Source organism: Pseudomonas sp. TE3552 (assembly GCF_056278945.1).
Genome location: NZ_JBWBQJ010000001.1, coordinates 6,166,209 through 6,180,993, shown reverse-complemented (window position 1 = coordinate 6,180,993; position 14,785 = coordinate 6,166,209). Strand labels below are relative to the sequence as shown.

General features: G+C 58.1%; 14 protein-coding genes. 7 read left to right on the top strand and 7 right to left on the bottom strand.

Annotated elements, in window-relative coordinates; genetic code table 11:
* Nucleotides 1-225 precede the first annotated feature (225 nt).
* The 4 genes from glyA (at nucleotide 226) to ACZ9BB_RS28040 (ending at nucleotide 4,558) form a co-directional block, all read left to right on the top strand.
* Nucleotides 226-1,479 (top strand): serine hydroxymethyltransferase, encoded by a 1,254-nt coding sequence (gene glyA, locus ACZ9BB_RS28055; RefSeq protein ID WP_008008672.1) that lies wholly within the window; start codon nucleotides 226-228, stop codon nucleotides 1,477-1,479.
* Nucleotides 1,480-1,756: 277 nt separating this feature from the next.
* Nucleotides 1,757-3,070, top strand: a complete 1,314-nt coding sequence (locus tag ACZ9BB_RS28050) for a C4-dicarboxylate transporter DctA (RefSeq protein WP_476218002.1) — start codon at nucleotides 1,757-1,759, stop codon at nucleotides 3,068-3,070.
* A 67-nt stretch (nucleotides 3,071-3,137) separates the two neighbouring features.
* Nucleotides 3,138-3,842, top strand: coding sequence for a FadR/GntR family transcriptional regulator (locus ACZ9BB_RS28045; RefSeq protein WP_476218000.1), 705 nt, complete (start codon nucleotides 3,138-3,140; stop codon nucleotides 3,840-3,842).
* A gap of 26 nt (nucleotides 3,843-3,868) precedes the next feature.
* On the top strand, nucleotides 3,869-4,558 hold the full coding sequence (locus tag ACZ9BB_RS28040) for a GntR family transcriptional regulator (RefSeq protein WP_476217998.1): 690 nt from the start codon (nucleotides 3,869-3,871) through the stop codon (nucleotides 4,556-4,558).
* Nucleotides 4,559-4,681: 123 nt separating this feature from the next.
* Here the strand turns inward: ACZ9BB_RS28040 and yjiA are convergent, their stop codons facing one another.
* The 3 genes from yjiA to ACZ9BB_RS28025 form a co-directional block, all read right to left on the bottom strand.
* Nucleotides 4,682-5,653 (bottom strand): GTPase, encoded by a 972-nt coding sequence (gene yjiA / locus ACZ9BB_RS28035; protein ID WP_476217996.1) that lies wholly within the window; start codon nucleotides 5,651-5,653, stop codon nucleotides 4,682-4,684.
* A 121-nt stretch (nucleotides 5,654-5,774) separates the two neighbouring features.
* Nucleotides 5,775-5,972, bottom strand: coding sequence for a YbdD/YjiX family protein (locus tag ACZ9BB_RS28030; protein ID WP_007895266.1), 198 nt, complete (start codon nucleotides 5,970-5,972; stop codon nucleotides 5,775-5,777).
* 14 nt (nucleotides 5,973-5,986) lie between these two features.
* Nucleotides 5,987-8,053 carry a carbon starvation CstA family protein gene (locus ACZ9BB_RS28025; protein WP_476217995.1) on the bottom strand — a complete coding sequence of 689 codons (2,067 nt, stop codon included), beginning with the start codon at nucleotides 8,051-8,053 and terminating at the stop codon, nucleotides 5,987-5,989.
* Nucleotides 8,054-8,213: 160 nt separating this feature from the next.
* On the opposite strand from ACZ9BB_RS28025, the gene ACZ9BB_RS28020 reads away from it, so the two are divergent.
* On the top strand, nucleotides 8,214-8,582 hold the full coding sequence (locus ACZ9BB_RS28020; RefSeq protein WP_064620492.1) for a PilZ domain-containing protein: 369 nt from the start codon (nucleotides 8,214-8,216) through the stop codon (nucleotides 8,580-8,582).
* A 67-nt stretch (nucleotides 8,583-8,649) separates the two neighbouring features.
* Here ACZ9BB_RS28020 and radA read toward each other — a convergent pair whose 3' ends face one another.
* Genes radA through katB form a run of 3 tightly spaced genes read right to left on the bottom strand, consistent with a single transcriptional unit; the run spans nucleotide 8,650 to nucleotide 12,216 of the window.
* Nucleotides 8,650-10,017, bottom strand: coding sequence for a DNA repair protein RadA (radA, locus tag ACZ9BB_RS28015; protein ID WP_476217993.1), 1,368 nt, complete (start codon nucleotides 10,015-10,017; stop codon nucleotides 8,650-8,652).
* A 45-nt stretch (nucleotides 10,018-10,062) separates the two neighbouring features.
* Nucleotides 10,063-10,617, bottom strand: a complete 555-nt coding sequence (locus ACZ9BB_RS28010) for an ankyrin repeat domain-containing protein (protein ID WP_476217991.1) — start codon at nucleotides 10,615-10,617, stop codon at nucleotides 10,063-10,065.
* Nucleotides 10,618-10,674: 57 nt separating this feature from the next.
* Entirely contained in the window at nucleotides 10,675-12,216 is a 1,542-nt protein-coding gene (gene katB / locus ACZ9BB_RS28005) for a catalase KatB (RefSeq protein ID WP_476217989.1), read from the bottom strand.
* Nucleotides 12,217-12,501: 285 nt separating this feature from the next.
* On the opposite strand from katB, the gene mscL reads away from it, so the two are divergent.
* Complete coding sequence (gene mscL / locus ACZ9BB_RS28000) at nucleotides 12,502-12,915, top strand: large-conductance mechanosensitive channel protein MscL (RefSeq protein WP_237883028.1); 414 nt, start codon at nucleotides 12,502-12,504, stop codon at nucleotides 12,913-12,915.
* 34 nt (nucleotides 12,916-12,949) lie between these two features.
* Here mscL and ACZ9BB_RS27995 read toward each other — a convergent pair whose 3' ends face one another.
* On the bottom strand, nucleotides 12,950-13,726 hold the full coding sequence (locus ACZ9BB_RS27995; RefSeq protein ID WP_476217987.1) for a ferredoxin--NADP reductase: 777 nt from the start codon (nucleotides 13,724-13,726) through the stop codon (nucleotides 12,950-12,952).
* A 295-nt stretch (nucleotides 13,727-14,021) separates the two neighbouring features.
* Between ACZ9BB_RS27995 and ACZ9BB_RS27990 the strand changes: the two genes are divergently transcribed.
* The gene (locus ACZ9BB_RS27990; protein WP_476217985.1) at nucleotides 14,022-14,732 is read left to right on the top strand and encodes an autoinducer binding domain-containing protein; all 711 of its coding nucleotides are present in this window, start codon (nucleotides 14,022-14,024) and stop codon (nucleotides 14,730-14,732) included.
* Nucleotides 14,733-14,785 lie beyond the last annotated feature (53 nt).

Below are 14,785 nucleotides of genomic sequence, written 5' to 3'. Positions count from 1 at the left end.
AAACCTGCGATGACATTTCTTCAGACAAACCGCATTCGCGCAAATTACGACTGCTTCGCAGCCGAACGGGGTGATGCGGCATTCCGACAAGCCCCCTCGCCACAGACACTGAAAATCCTGCGCATGAACACCACTTGTCTGCGACATGATGTCCTTTCATATGCCATCTAAAACCCATTAGGTTAGAATGCCCCCCTTTTCTGCCCCCGATCCTTGAGGACCGCCATGTTCAGCCGTGATTTGACTATTGCCAAGTACGACGCCGATCTCTTTGCCGCCATGGAGCAAGAAGCTCAGCGCCAGGAAGAGCACATTGAGCTGATCGCTTCGGAAAACTACACCAGCCCTGCGGTGATGGAAGCTCAAGGCTCGGTACTGACCAACAAGTACGCCGAAGGTTACCCGGGCAAGCGCTACTACGGTGGTTGCGAGTTCGTCGACGTCGTCGAGCAGCTTGCAATTGATCGTGCCAAAGAGTTGTTCGGCGCCGATTACGCCAACGTTCAGCCACACGCCGGTTCGCAAGCCAACAGCGCCGTTTACCTGGCTCTGCTGCAAGCAGGCGACACCATTCTGGGCATGAGCCTGGCTCACGGCGGTCACTTGACCCACGGTGCCAGCGTTTCTTCCTCCGGCAAGCTGTACAACGCCGTTCAGTACGGCATCGACGCCAACGGCCTGATCGACTACGACGAAGTCGAGCGTCTGGCGGTTGAACACAAGCCGAAAATGATCGTGGCCGGTTTCTCTGCCTACTCGCAGATTCTGGATTTCCCGCGTTTCCGCGAAATCGCTGACAAAGTCGGTGCCTACCTGTTCGTCGACATGGCTCACGTAGCCGGTCTGGTCGCCGCTGGCGTCTACCCGAACCCGGTTCCATTCGCTGACGTAGTGACCACCACTACCCACAAGACCCTGCGCGGTCCACGTGGCGGCCTGATCCTGGCTCGCGCCAATGCCGACATCGAGAAGAAGCTGAACTCCGCGGTATTCCCGGGCGCCCAAGGTGGCCCACTGGAGCACGTGATCGCGGCCAAGGCGATCTGCTTCAAGGAAGCGCTGCAGCCTGAGTTCAAGGCCTACCAGCAACAAGTGGTGAAAAACGCCCAGGCCATGGCCGGCGTGTTCATCGAGCGCGGTTTCGACGTGGTGTCGGGTGGTACTCAGAACCACCTGTTCCTGCTGTCGCTGATCAAGCAGGAAATCTCCGGTAAAGACGCCGACGCCGCTCTGGGCAAAGCGTTCATCACCGTGAACAAGAACTCGGTACCGAACGATCCACGCTCCCCGTTCGTCACCTCCGGCCTGCGTTTCGGTACCCCGGCTGTGACCACTCGCGGCTTCAAGGAAGCAGAGTGCAAAGAGCTGGCCGGCTGGATCTGCGACATCCTGGCTGACCTGAACAACGAAGCGGTGATCGACGCTGTTCGTGAGAAGGTCAAGGCTATCTGCAAGAAACTGCCGGTGTACGGCGCTTAATTGCCCCGCTAAACCGCAGCAATGAAAACCGGCCAGCGATGGCCGGTTTTTTTTCGCCCGCATTATTTTTTTCAAACAGGGAAAACGCTCAAGGCCGGGGCATTGCGCCCAACTGGTAAGACCGGTCATGCCAATCGCGTAATTTTCGCTTGCGATCCACCAAAAACAGCGCCTAGACTGCGCCTGCACTGGACATACCGGTAAGACCACAATAATTAAGTCCTGAATCTGATGCGCATCGCGCACGGCAGCCAGGACACCGACCAGGATTCCTCCCATGCTCAGATGGTGCTCGCGTTCTATCTTCCTCCAAGTGGTTCTCGGACTGGTGCTCGGCATCGTCTGCGGGCTGGCCCTTCCCGAATATTCCGCCCAACTCAAACCCCTCGGCGACGGTTTCATCAAACTGATCAAGATGCTCATTGGCTTGATCGTGTTCTGCGTGGTGGTCAGCGGCATCAGCGGTGCCGGCGACCTGAAGAAGGTCGGACGCATCGGCCTCAAATCGGTCATCTACTTCGAAGTACTGACCACCATCGCCCTGGTGATCGGCCTGGTTTTCGCCTTCGCTACCGGCATCGGCAGCGGCGCGAATATCCATCTGGAGCAGCTCTCCACTGCCGACATGGGTGACATTGCCCAGCGCGGCCAACACATGCAAACCACCGCGCAGTTCCTGATGAACCTGATCCCGACCTCGGTGATCGGCGCCTTTGCCGACAACAACATCCTGCAAGTCCTGTTGTTTTCGGTGCTGTTCGGCAGCGCGCTGAACCTGGTGGGCGAAGCGGCGTCGGGTATTTCCCGGCTGATCAACGAGCTCAGCCACGTAATCTTCCGCATCATGGGCATGATCGTGCGCCTGGCGCCAATCGGTGTGTTCGGCGCGATTGCCTTCACCACCAGCAAATATGGCCTGGACTCGCTGCAGCATCTGGGCAGCCTGGTCGGTTTGTTTTACCTGACCTGCATGGCCTTCGTGGCACTGATTCTCGGCCTGGTGATGCGCCTTTGCGGCCTGAAGATGTGGCCGTTGCTCAAGTACCTGCGCGAAGAACTGCTGATCGTCCTGGGCACCGCTTCTTCCGACGCCGTGTTGCCACAAATCATGCGCAAGCTTGAGCATCTGGGCATCGGCAGCTCCACGGTCGGGCTGGTGATTCCGACCGGTTACTCATTCAACCTGGATGGTTTTTCGATCTACCTGACCCTGGCCATTGTGTTCATCGCCAATGCCACCGGCACGCCGCTGGCCATGACCGACCTGCTGACGATTCTGCTGGTGTCGCTGATCACCTCCAAAGGTGCCCACGGGATTCCCGGTTCGGCACTGGTGATTCTCGCCGCAACCCTGACGGCGATCCCGGCGATTCCGGTGGTGGGCCTGGTGCTGGTGCTGGCGGTGGACTGGTTCATGGGCATCGGCCGGGCGCTGACCAACCTGATCGGCAACTGCGTCGCTACGGTGGCTATCGCGCGTTGGGAAAAGGACATCGATATCCAGCGGGCGAACAAAGTGCTTTCCGGTCAGGTGGGTTATACCTTCCAGCCCAGGAAACCGGTCGCCCCGGCCCATCAGCAGGAATTCTGAATAATCGCCGTGCCTGCCCGCGGGCAGGCACGGTCATCAAACGTTATGGATGCTCATGGAGCGAACAGTGATTACCTCATCGACCGTTGTAAATTCAGTCGTAGAAAAACTTCGGGCCGCACTGGCCCGCGGTCAGTGGCGCTCCGGCGAAATGCTGCCAGGCCAGCGTGAACTGGCCGAACAACTGGGCATCAGCCGCCCGAGCCTGCGCGAAGCAGTGATCGTGCTGGAAACCCTTGGTCTGGTGCGATCCATGCCAGGCAAAGGCGTGGTGGTGCTGGAGGCCAATCTCAACGACAGCCAAAGCCACGACAGCGCGGTCGCCGGGGCCAGCCTGGAAGATGTGCTGCAGCTGCGCTACACCCTCGAACCCTTCATCGTCGGTCTGGTGGCACAGTCCATCAGCAGCAAGGAAGTCGGGCAACTGCGCCTGACCCTGATGGACATGCGCGAAGCCCTTGAGGCCAATGACAGCGAGGCCGGGGTCAGCGCCTACATCGCATTCCACGAAGAATTGTTCACGCTGACCTCGAACCCGATATTCCAGAGTGTGGTGCAGCAGACCAGCAACGCCCTCAAGCAAAGTGCCGAGGTGTTGCGCAATTCGCCAGAGCATCTGGCTGAACGCCTTGAAGAAAACGAAGCCGTGGTGCGTGCCATCCGCAGCAAGAACAGCGCCCAGGCCAGCGCCGAGATGCGTCGGCACATCCTTCGGGAAGGCCAACGCATGGGCATCGAATTGAACATCCCGGACGACCACCTCGGCAGTTGACCCCCTCTTCGCACTGGAGACAGGCCATGAACAGCTTCGCCTCACCACAGATATTCACTGCCCTGCCCTTTTCCCCGCCGGTGGAAGATCTCTACGCACAGATCTTCGATGCCATTCTCGAGCAGCGCATCGATGCGACCAGTCGCTTTACAGAAGAAAGCCTGGCACAGATGTTCGGTGCCAGGCGCAGTGACATTCGTAGTGTGCTGACGCAGTTGTCCCATCAGCAGATCATCATCTTGCGGACCAATCATCGCCCCCGAGTCGCCACGCCGGATGCCGAACAGACACGTCAGACCCTTCATGCCCGACGACTGACCGAAATCACGCTGGTGAAACTGGCCTGCCAGCAACCTCGTGCGCAAGATTTGAAACGCCTGCATGCCTTGATCGACAGCGAACGCCAATGCACGGCGCGTGGTTCGGCCATTCGATTGTCAGGGGAATTTCATCTGCAACTGGCCGAAATGGCGGGAAACGCTCCGTTGGCGCATTTTCTCGGCTCTCTGGTACCGCTAACTTCGCTGGCTATTGCGCAGTTTGATGCGCAGGCAGGCACTGATTGCGCGTGGCAGGAGCACGCGAAGATTGTCGATGCAGTGGAGCGTGGGGATGTAACGGCGGCCGAGTGGTTGATGACCCGGCACCTGGATCATTTGGAAGAGACATTACTGAACTCAGAACAGATATCTAGCCGAAATCGTGTTGCCGGCTAGATCGCCTTCGCGGGCAAGCCTCGCTCCTACAGTTTTGTGTGGGACCGCAAATGTGTGGTCACCCGATCATCTGTAGGAGCGAGGCTTGCCCGCGAAGACGTCGTCATTGATGTACACAACGCTTCAATCCGCAGCCACCCGCGCAAACCCCTCACGAATCTTCTCTTCCGGCAACTCATCGGCAATGAACACGATCACGCTTTCGCGCGTGTCATCGTCCGCCCACTCCGTATCCCAGTCGAATCCGTACAACTTCAAGACCCCCTGAAACACCATGCGTCGCGGTTCGCCAAGGATGTTCAAAACACCTTTGTAGCGCAGCAGTTGCTTGCCATGCTCTTCCAGCAGCTCGTTCATGAACTCGCTGAGTTTGTCGATATCCAGCGGCTTGTCGGTGCGCAGCACCAGGCTGGAGATGCGGTCGATGGAGGGTGCCTTGCTCACCGGACGCAAACTCACGCCACCGCCAAGGTCGGCATTGAGGTTGAAGCCGCGCACGTCGAGCAGTTCAGCCAGATCAATTTTGCCGTGGTCGACCACACGGATTGGCGCGCGACGGTTGATGCGGGTCAGTCGCTCGCTCAGTGCGGTAAAGGTCGCCTCGTCCACCAGATCGCGTTTGCTCACGAGCAGTCGATCGGCAAAACCGATCTGCGCCTGGGCGATAGTCTGGGTCAGGTGCAGGTCGGCGTGGGCCGCGTCCACCAGGGTGATGATGCCGTCGAGGATGTAGCGCTCACGCAGTTCTTCGTCGATGAAAAAGGTTTGCGCCACCGGGGCCGGGTCGGCCAGGCCGGTGCATTCGATCACCAGGCGGTCGAAGGCGATTTCGCCGCTGTCCAGGCGTTCCAGAAGCAGGTACAGCGCTTTGGTCAGATCGGTGTGGATGGTGCAGCAAACACAGCCGTTGGACAGCGTCATTACTTGCACCGGCTCGTCACCCAACAGCTGGGTGTCGATGCCGGCGTCACTGAATTCGTTTTCGATCACGGCAATTTTCAGACCGTGCTCGACTTTGAGCAGGTGGCGCAGCAAGGTGGTTTTACCAGCGCCGAGGAAGCCGCTGAGGATCGTGACAGGGATTGGCGCTAACAAAATATGGTCTCCCGGACGCAAAAAAACTGTAGGAGCCAGGCTTGCCGGCGAAAGCGTCCTGAAAATCGCCTTCGCCGGCAAGCCGTGCTCCTACAGTGGAGTATTGCTTAAACCGCGTGCATCAACAGCACTTCGGCCCACCCTTGCCACCATAACGGGCTTCCTGACGTTCACGAAAGAACATCTCGTAGCTCATCACCGGTTTGTCCGGGTGCTTGGTCTGCATATGCTCGACGTAGTTGTCGTAGTCGGGCATGCCGACCATCAGGCGCGCGGCCTGACCGAGGTATTTACCGAGGCGACTCAGGTCATTGAACATGGTGCAATCCTCAATTACGCATCCGGCTGAGCCTGGAACGGCGATTCTTTATCCGTACGTTCTTTTTTGCCCCAGGCGGCAATGCCGACCTTGAGCGCATAGAACAGGACGCTGAACACCACGAACAGGAACAGCGCGGTCAGCGTTGCGTTGGTATAGGCGTTGTAGATCACGTGCTGCATCTGCTCGATGCTCTTGGCCGGGGCGAGGATCTGCCCGTTGGCCAGGGCATCGCTGTACTTTTTGGCCAACGACAGAAAGCCGATTGCCGGGTTGGCGTCGAACAGCTTGATGAAGCCGGCGGTGGTGGTGCAGATCAGCAGCCACACGGCAGGCAGCATGGTCACCCAGACGTAACGTTGGCGTTTCATTTTGATCAGCACAACGGTTGCCAGCATCAGCGCGATTCCGGCCAGCATCTGGTTGGAGATACCGAACAGCGGCCACAAGGTGTTGATCCCGCCCAACGGGTCGATCACGCCTTGGTACAGCAGGTAACCCCACATCGCCACGCAACCGGCCGTGGCAATCAAGTTGGCGGTCCAGGACTCGGTGCGTCTCAGCGCCGGTACGAAGGAGCCGAGCAAGTCCTGCAGCATGAAACGTCCGGCTCGGGTACCGGCGTCGACGGCGGTCAGGATGAACAGCGCTTCGAACAGGATCGCGAAGTGGTACCAGAACGCCATGGTGTTTTCGCCCGGCAGCACACTGTGCAGGATCTGCGCGATACCGACCGCCAGGGTCGGCGCACCGCCGGCACGGGCCAGGACGGTGGTTTCACCGATGTCCTTGGCCACCGCTTGCAACGCTTCCGGGGTGATCGCGAAGCCCCAGTTGCTGACTGCTTGCGCCACTGCCACCACATCACCGCCGACCACGGCCGCCGGGCTGTTCATGGCGAAGTAGACGCCTGGCTCGATCACCGAAGCGGCAACCATGGCCATGATCGCCACGAAGGACTCCATCAACATGCCGCCGTAACCGATGTAACGGGCGTTAACCTCGTTATCCAGCAGTTTCGGCGTGGTGCCGGAGGAGATCAGCGCGTGGAACCCCGATACCGCGCCACAGGCGATGGTGATGAACAGGAACGGGAACAGACCGCCCTTCCATACCGGCCCGGTGCCGTCGATGAATTGGGTCAATGCCGGCATTTTCAGCTCGGGCATGGTGATCAGGATGCCGATCGCCAGCGCGACGATGGTGCCGATCTTCAAGAACGTGGACAGGTAATCGCGAGGAGCGAGGATCAGCCACACCGGCAACACCGCCGCCACGAAACCGTAGCCGATCAGCATCCAGGTGATCTGGATCCCGGTAAAGCTGAACGCCTTGGCCCACACCGGATCGGCAGCAATCTGCCCACCCAGCCAGATCGAACCCAGCAGCAACGCCACGCCGATCACCGAAATTTCACCGATGCGACCCGGGCGGATGTAGCGCATGTATATGCCCATGAACATCGCGATCGGGATGGTCGCCATCACGGTAAAGATGCCCCACGGGCTTTCCGCCAGGGCCTTGACCACGATCAGCGCCAGCACCGCAAGGATGATGATCATGATCAGGAAGCAGCCAAACAGCGCGATGGTCCCAGGGATGCGGCCCATTTCCTCACGGACCATATCGCCCAAGGAACGACCGTTGCGGCGGGTGGACATGAACAGAACCATGAAGTCCTGAACCGCACCCGCCAACACCACCCCGGCAATCAGCCACAGCGTACCGGGCAGGTAGCCCATCTGCGCCGCCAATACCGGACCGACCAGCGGCCCCGCACCGGCGATAGCCGCGAAGTGGTGACCGAAAAGGATGTGTTTGTTGGTCGGCACATAGTCCAGACCGTCATTGTTGATTACGGCAGGTGTAGCCCGACGCGAATCGAGTTGCATCACATTGTTAGCGATGAACAGGCTGTAGTAGCGGTATGCGACAAGATAGATAGCGACGGCTGCGACAACGATCCACAAGGCGTTGATCGCCTCGCCTCGACGCAATGCCACTACGCCCAGGGCGCACGCTCCTACGACTGCCAGCAGCAGCCAGGGTAAGTGGCGTAGCGGGCTATTATTATTTTTCATTTTATGATTCCAGCCAGAGTGGACAAGAAAGACAGGCATCTCGAGTTTAGCGCTACTGGCGGCAAAGACCATAGTTCGACATCAGTCTAGAGCCATCACTGTGCTGGCAGCCTCCGGCAATGCAGGTCTATAGTCAGCGAACCTTTACGAGGATTGCGCCATGAGCGAACAACCTGCCGATCGCCGCCGCTTCAGACGTATTGCGTTCGATGCCCGAACCGAGCTGAGCCAAGGGGAATTCACTTGGCCGGTGCGGCTGATTGACCTGTCGCTCAAGGGACTGCTGGTCGAGAAGCCCGAGCCATGGCTGGGTAATCGGGAATGGCATTTCCTGGTCGACATTCATCTCAACGATGACCTCGCCATCAAGATGGATGTGCAACTGACCCACGATGACCATGGCCAGCTCGGGTTCGTCTGCAAACACATCAGCCTGGAATCCATCGAGCGCCTGCGGCGGTTGATTGAGTTCAACCTGGGCGATCCCCGGGAACTAGAGCGCGAATTGGGTGCCCTGATCGAAGCCTGAAGGCCTCCCCCTTCCATTGTGGGAGCGAGCCTGATCGCTCCCACAGGGTTTGTGTCCCGTTTACGGTTTATTCGAACAGTGCGTCGAGGGCCTGTTCCAGACGCGTCACGGCAATAATCTGCAACCCCGGCGGCGCCTCTTTCGGGGCGTTGCCCTTAGGCACGATGGCGCGCTTGAAGCCGTGCTTGGCCGCTTCTTTCAAGCGTTCCTGGCCACTCGGCACCGGGCGTACTTCACCCGACAACCCGACTTCACCGAACACCAGCAGATCATGGGGCAGCGGCCGGTTGCGCAAACTGGATATGACTGCCGCCATCAAGGCCAGGTCGGAAGCGGTTTCCAGGACCTTCACCCCGCCGACCACGTTGAGGAACACGTCCTGGTCGTGAGTCGGGATGCCGCCGTGGCGGTGCAGAACCGCCAACAACATGGCCAGGCGATTCTGGTCCAGACCGAGCGTCACCCGGCGTGGGTTGGCCAAATGGCTGTCGTCCACCAACGCCTGGACTTCCACCAGCATCGGCCGAGTGCCTTCCCATGTGGCCATGACCACGCTGCCCGGGACTTCTTCCTGGGCCCGGGTCAGAAAAATCGCCGAGGGGTTGGAGACTTCCTTCAGGCCTTTGTCGGTCATGCCAAACACGCCCAATTCGTTCACCGCGCCGAAACGGTTTTTCACCGCCCGCAGAAGACGCAGGCGCCCATCGGATTCGCCTTCGAAATACAGAACGGTGTCGACCATGTGTTCCAGCACTCGCGGGCCGGCCAGCGCGCCTTCTTTGGTGACATGACCGACGAGGAAAATCGCCGTGCCGCTTTGCTTGGCGTAACGCACCAGTAATGCCGCACTTTCGCGCACCTGGGAGACGCCGCCCGGCGCCGATTGCAGTTGTTCGGTGAAAATCGTCTGGATCGAGTCAATCACCATCACCTTGGGCTTTTCCTGCCGGGCGGTGGCGATGATGGTTTCGATACAGGTTTCGGTCATCACCCGCAGTTGATCCTGGGGCAAGCCCAACCGCCGGGCCCGCATGGCCACTTGTTGCTGGGACTCTTCGCCGGTGACATACAGCGCCGGCATGCTCTTGGCGAGGTTGCACAAGGTTTGCAACAGAATGGTCGACTTGCCGATGCCGGGATCACCACCGATCAACACCACCGAGCCATCCACCAGGCCGCCGCCCAGAACACGATCAAGCTCGCTGGACGCGGTGGAGAAACGTGGAATTTCTTCGACACTGACTTCGGCCAGGGTCTTGATCTGCGCCTGCTGGCCGGTCCAACCGGTGCGACCGCTGGGAGCTGCGGCGCCGCCACTCTCCACCATGGTTTCGGTCAGCGTGTTCCAGGCCCCGCATTCGCCGCACTGGCCGGCCCACTTGGGGAAGGTTGAGCCGCACTCGGTGCAGCCGTACATGCGCTTGGCCTTGGCCATCTGAACTCCCGGCAAAAACCGCGATGATAGCTCAGCTGGCGCGGATCAGCGCGGCGCCGCTGTGCGGATTTCACCGCTGGCCAGACGCGCGGCACTGTTGCCCAGCGGATCTTCGGCGTTCATGTCCGCCCCTTTGGCCTTGAGTGCATCCAGCAACTCGACGCGCTTGAACAAGCCAGCGTACATCGCGGCAGTCTGCCCCGCCCCATTGCGTTGGTCAGGGCTGCAATTGGCGGCCAGCAGGGTTCGAGCGATCTGCACTTCGCCTTTGAAAATCGCGCCCATCAGCGCCGTATTGCCGCGTTGATCCTGGGCGCACGCGTCCGCACCGGCCGCGAGCAAACGTTCCACCGCAGCACTCTGGCCGTGATACGCGGCCAGAATCAGTGCCGTGTAACCCTTGCTGTCGCGGGTATCGAGGGAATAGCCGGCTTCGATGAAAGTCTCGAGCATGGGCACATCACCGCGTCGAGCGGCATCGAAATAGTAATCCTGTAATTGGGCTTTCAGCGCCTCGGGGTTCTTCGAGATTTGCATCTCGGGCCCGGCGAGCACACCGAACGACGCGCACGCCAGAAACACCGACAGATAAAAACGCATGGCAACGCTCCTTGATCAGACGGGACCTCGCATGAGGTCCCGCTTCAGGCAGATGAATCAGTCGACCAGTTTGGCCGACAGCGCCTTGACCCGAGCCAGATCACCCTTGGCTACTTTGGCCACCCCGGTCCCGTATTCCGGGTCGGCCTTGTAAAGGAAGGACAGGATGATGTGCTTGCTCTCGTCATCGGTGGTGGCCAGTGAGCCACCGAAGCTGTCGATCAGGTCCTGACGTTCTTTCTGGTTGAACGAGCGATACAGATCGCCGGCCTGCTTGAAGTTCTGCTCACGCTGAATCTTCGCCTGCTGCGTAGTACCCGACAGGGTCGACTGGCTGTAGCGCGCGGTTTGCGGCTCTTCACGGGACAGCAGACGGCTTGGCTGGTAATTCACGCCTGTGCTGCTGGCACCGATATTCATGGCGCCATCCTGATTACCATTGTTCACGGCGATTTTGGCTGCGTTGATCGGCAACTGCAGAGCGTTGGCCCCCAGACGATACAGTTGGGTGTCGGCATACGAGAACACTCGCCCTTGCAATAAACGATCTTCCGAAGGCTCGATACCTGGAACTAAATTGGCCGGGGCCATGGCCACTTGTTCGGTTTCCTGGAAAACATTCGCCGGATTACGGTTCAACACCATTTGTCCAACTTTTCGCTCAGGTACACCGGGCCAGATCTTGGTCGCGTCCAATGGATCGAAATCAAACTTGGACAAATCTTGAGGATTCAGAACCTGAATGTACAAGTCCCACTTAGGAAAGTTGCCCTTGTTAATATTGGCGACCAAGTCGTTGGTCATATGACTGTAGTCTTGACCTTGAACGTTAGTCACTTCTTTAGGATCGAGATTTTTTATCCCCTGCAAACTTTTCCAGTGAAACTTTACATAGTGCACATCGCCTTTGGCGTTCACTAACTTGTAAGCATGTACACCGTTACCGTCCATCTCCCTATAACTGGCCGGGGTGCCGGAGTTGGAGTACAGCTCAGTCAAGGTACGGGTGGCTTCTGGAACATGGGAGAAGAAATCGAAACGACGGGAGTCGTCGTCAAGGTTGGTGCGCGGATCCGGCTTGAAGGCGTGGACCATGTCCGGAAACTTGATCGCGTCACGGATGAAAAAGGTCGGGAAATTGTTGCCGACCAGGTCCCAGTTGCCGTCCGCGGTGTAGAACTTGGTGGCGAAACCACGCGGGTCACGCAAGGTTTCCGGCGAATGATTGCCGTGAACCACCGCAGAGAAACGCACAAATACCGGCGTGCTCTGGCCGCCAGCGAATACCTTGGCCTTGGTCAGGTCACTGAGGTCGTCAGTCACGGTGAACGTGCCGTGGGCGCCAGTGCCGCGGGCATGCACCACGCGCTCGGGAATACGTTCACGGTCGAAACGCTGGAGTTTCTGGATCAGTTGTACGTCTTGCAACAGCACCGGCCCGGTCGCGCCGGCGGTTTGCGAGTTCTGGTTGTCACCGACGGCGGCACCGTTATCGCGGGTCAACGTCGCTGCATTGACGGAGAAGGACAAGAGGCTGGCGGTCAGAACGCCAACGGTACGACGGAGGGGAAAAGCCCCGAGGCCAAGGGGAGTTGTCATGGAAGTTTCCTCTGGTTTTATAAGGCGCATCCTGGTGCGCCCCACAGAGGCTAGTGACCCAAAGACCAAAACATAAATAGAAATCCCGTACCGAGGCGATAGTGAAAAGGTTCTGGAAAGCCCGGTCTAGAGCGGTTAATCGCGCGCGAATGGTGGCATTTTGTAAACTTATTGCAGGAAGATGTGTCGATAGGAGCGAGCATTGTAAGGAGGTGTTTCGAGCAGGAGCCACCTTGCTGATTTACACTGCGTTCACCAACCTCATCTGTAACAAGGAAATAACCTATGGGCGTGATAAGTGAGTTCAAGGCCTTCGCGGTCAAAGGTAATGTGGTCGACATGGCCGTCGGTATCATCATCGGCGCCGCCTTCGGCAAAATCGTTTCGTCGTTTGTCGGCGACGTGGTGATGCCGCCAATTGGCTTGCTGATCGGTGGAGTGGACTTCAGCGACCTGGCCGTTACGCTCAAGGCTGCCAACGGTGATGTGCCAGCGGTGGTGCTGGCGTACGGTAAGTTCATCCAGAGCTTGATCGACTTCATCATCGTCGCCTTCGCGATCTTCATGGGCGTCAAGGCCATCAACCGCCTGAAACGCGAAGAAGCCGTTGCGCCAACCCTGCCGCCGGTTCCGACCAAGGAAGAAGAGCTGCTGAGCGAGATCCGCGATCTGCTCAAGGCCCAGAACAACCGGCCCTGACGCCCCCAGAAACGGCGCCTTCGGGACGCCGTTTTTACCAGTAGTTTTCCACTGCCACCTGGCCGGGTCGTCGGCTGAGGCTCAGGTGCATCTCCCGTTGCTTGAGCAACTGGCGCGTGTCATCGATCATCTGTGGATTACCGCAAAGCATCACCCGCGAATGCTCGGCCGTCAGCGCTAGACCGGCGGCCCGTTCCAGTTCGCCACTTTCTATTAGCCTGGTGATCCGCCCATTCAAGGCCCCCGGATGCTGCTCGCGGGTGACGGTGGCGATGAATTGCAGCTTATGCGCGAACCCGGCCAGATAGTCGCGCTGCGCCAACCCTGCAATCAACTCCTGGTACGCCAATTCCCGCGCTTCGCGCACGCTGTAGACCAGGATGATTCGTTCGAATTTCTCCCACACCTCGAAGTCCTGCAGGATCGACAGAAACGGTGCCACGCCCGTGCCTGTGGATAACAACCAGAGGTCACGGCCATCGACGAAGCGATCCAGCGTCAGATAACCAAAGGCCTGCCGATCGACCAGCAGCGTATCGCCGACCTCCAGCCGGCTCAGTTCACTGGTGAACTCCCCTCCCGGCACGACAATGGAGAAGAACTCAAGGAACTCGTCATGGGGGGACGAGACCATGGAATAAGCCCGCCATGCCGTGCTGCCATCAGCCTTGGTCACACCCAGCCGGGCGAATTGCCCCCCGCGAAAGCGAAAGCCCGGATCCCTGGTGGTCCGCAGGGTGAACAGGCTTGGAGTCAACGGCTGGACGTCAAGTAACGTCTGGCGAGTGAATTTTTCCGCACTGGCAGTCATGGGTTACTCCATTCAACAGATAACGCCAGTGTCCCGCAAAGCAGGCGGCGTAAACACTGATGATTTGTAATGTCTTTAAAGACATAACCCGGTAGTGCCGAGTAATAAGAACAACGACAGTTAGCGTTGAGTCTGTTTGTGCCTAGTAACAGAGTCTAAGAACCGGATATTCAGTTGCGCGTTTTTTCAAGAGCAAAAAAATCCAGCACACATGTAAGAAAAGTCCTACACTCGTGGCGTGCCAGATATTGGATCCAAAAAGCACCTATCAAGAAAGACCGTATGGAGTTACCCAATGAAAGTGTGGAAGGAGTCACAATTAACGCAGCTTTCTTACGCTCAGAAAATAGAGACCGCGTACGAGATGTCTCTCAACCTCGTTAAGAATTTGGGCTTTAATTTTTGTGCATTTTCAATAACATCCCAAACAAGAGGAATGCATTGCCATAAGGTCAACCTGAATAATTACCCCACCGAATGGAACACCAAATATGAACAAGAGCATTTCAGCGAAATCGATCCGATACTAGCCCATTGCAATCATTCCGAATGGCCGATTCTTTGGCATGAAGAAGTCTTCTCAAAAACACCGACGCTTTGGCAAGCACAAAAAATGCAGGGATTGCAGTACGGCTGGTCCCAATCCATTCATGATAAAAACGGCCTTTGCAGCATGCTGAGCCTTGCCAGAAGCCATTGCCCGATTACCGCGTATGACCTGTATAAAAATCTGGGCTATGCGATGTTCATTAGCCGTCACCTCCATGGGCTTGTCGCGAAAGATCTGCCTCCTTCCTCGACGAAACCGAACACCGTGCACCTGTCATGCCGAGAAATCGAGGTGTTGAAATACTCAGCCGATGGCAAGACGGCGGACGAGGTCGCGATCATCCTCAACCTGAGTCCAAGCACGGTACAGTTCCATATACGCGGCGCCATCCGAAAACTCGGCGTAAACAACAAAATTGCGGCAGTGATCAGAGCCGCGAGAGTGGGCGTCATCTGAATCTGTTTGAATCCGGTAATCCCCGCGAGTAATCCAAGCGAAAAAAACGTACC

What these genes read in the sequence shown, in the direction of transcription:
- glyA (WP_008008672.1), top strand. Translation starts at nt 226, where the DNA reads ATGTTCAGCCGTGATTTGACTATTGCCAAGTACGACGCCGATCTCTTT.
- ACZ9BB_RS28050 (WP_476218002.1), top strand. Translation starts at nt 1,757, where the DNA reads ATGCTCAGATGGTGCTCGCGTTCTATCTTCCTCCAAGTGGTTCTCGGA.
- ACZ9BB_RS28040 (WP_476217998.1), top strand. Translation starts at nt 3,869, where the DNA reads ATGAACAGCTTCGCCTCACCACAGATATTCACTGCCCTGCCCTTTTCC.
- ACZ9BB_RS28030 (WP_007895266.1), bottom strand. Translation starts at nt 5,972, where the DNA reads ATGTTCAATGACCTGAGTCGCCTCGGTAAATACCTCGGTCAGGCCGCG.
- ACZ9BB_RS28025 (WP_476217995.1), bottom strand. Translation starts at nt 8,053, where the DNA reads ATGAAAAATAATAATAGCCCGCTACGCCACTTACCCTGGCTGCTGCTG.
- ACZ9BB_RS28020 (WP_064620492.1), top strand. Translation starts at nt 8,214, where the DNA reads ATGAGCGAACAACCTGCCGATCGCCGCCGCTTCAGACGTATTGCGTTC.
- radA (WP_476217993.1), bottom strand. Translation starts at nt 10,017, where the DNA reads ATGGCCAAGGCCAAGCGCATGTACGGCTGCACCGAGTGCGGCTCAACC.
- ACZ9BB_RS28010 (WP_476217991.1), bottom strand. Translation starts at nt 10,617, where the DNA reads ATGCGTTTTTATCTGTCGGTGTTTCTGGCGTGCGCGTCGTTCGGTGTG.
- katB (WP_476217989.1), bottom strand. Translation starts at nt 12,216, where the DNA reads ATGACAACTCCCCTTGGCCTCGGGGCTTTTCCCCTCCGTCGTACCGTT.
- mscL (WP_237883028.1), top strand. Translation starts at nt 12,502, where the DNA reads ATGGGCGTGATAAGTGAGTTCAAGGCCTTCGCGGTCAAAGGTAATGTG.
- ACZ9BB_RS27995 (WP_476217987.1), bottom strand. Translation starts at nt 13,726, where the DNA reads ATGACTGCCAGTGCGGAAAAATTCACTCGCCAGACGTTACTTGACGTC.
- ACZ9BB_RS27990 (WP_476217985.1), top strand. Translation starts at nt 14,022, where the DNA reads ATGAAAGTGTGGAAGGAGTCACAATTAACGCAGCTTTCTTACGCTCAG.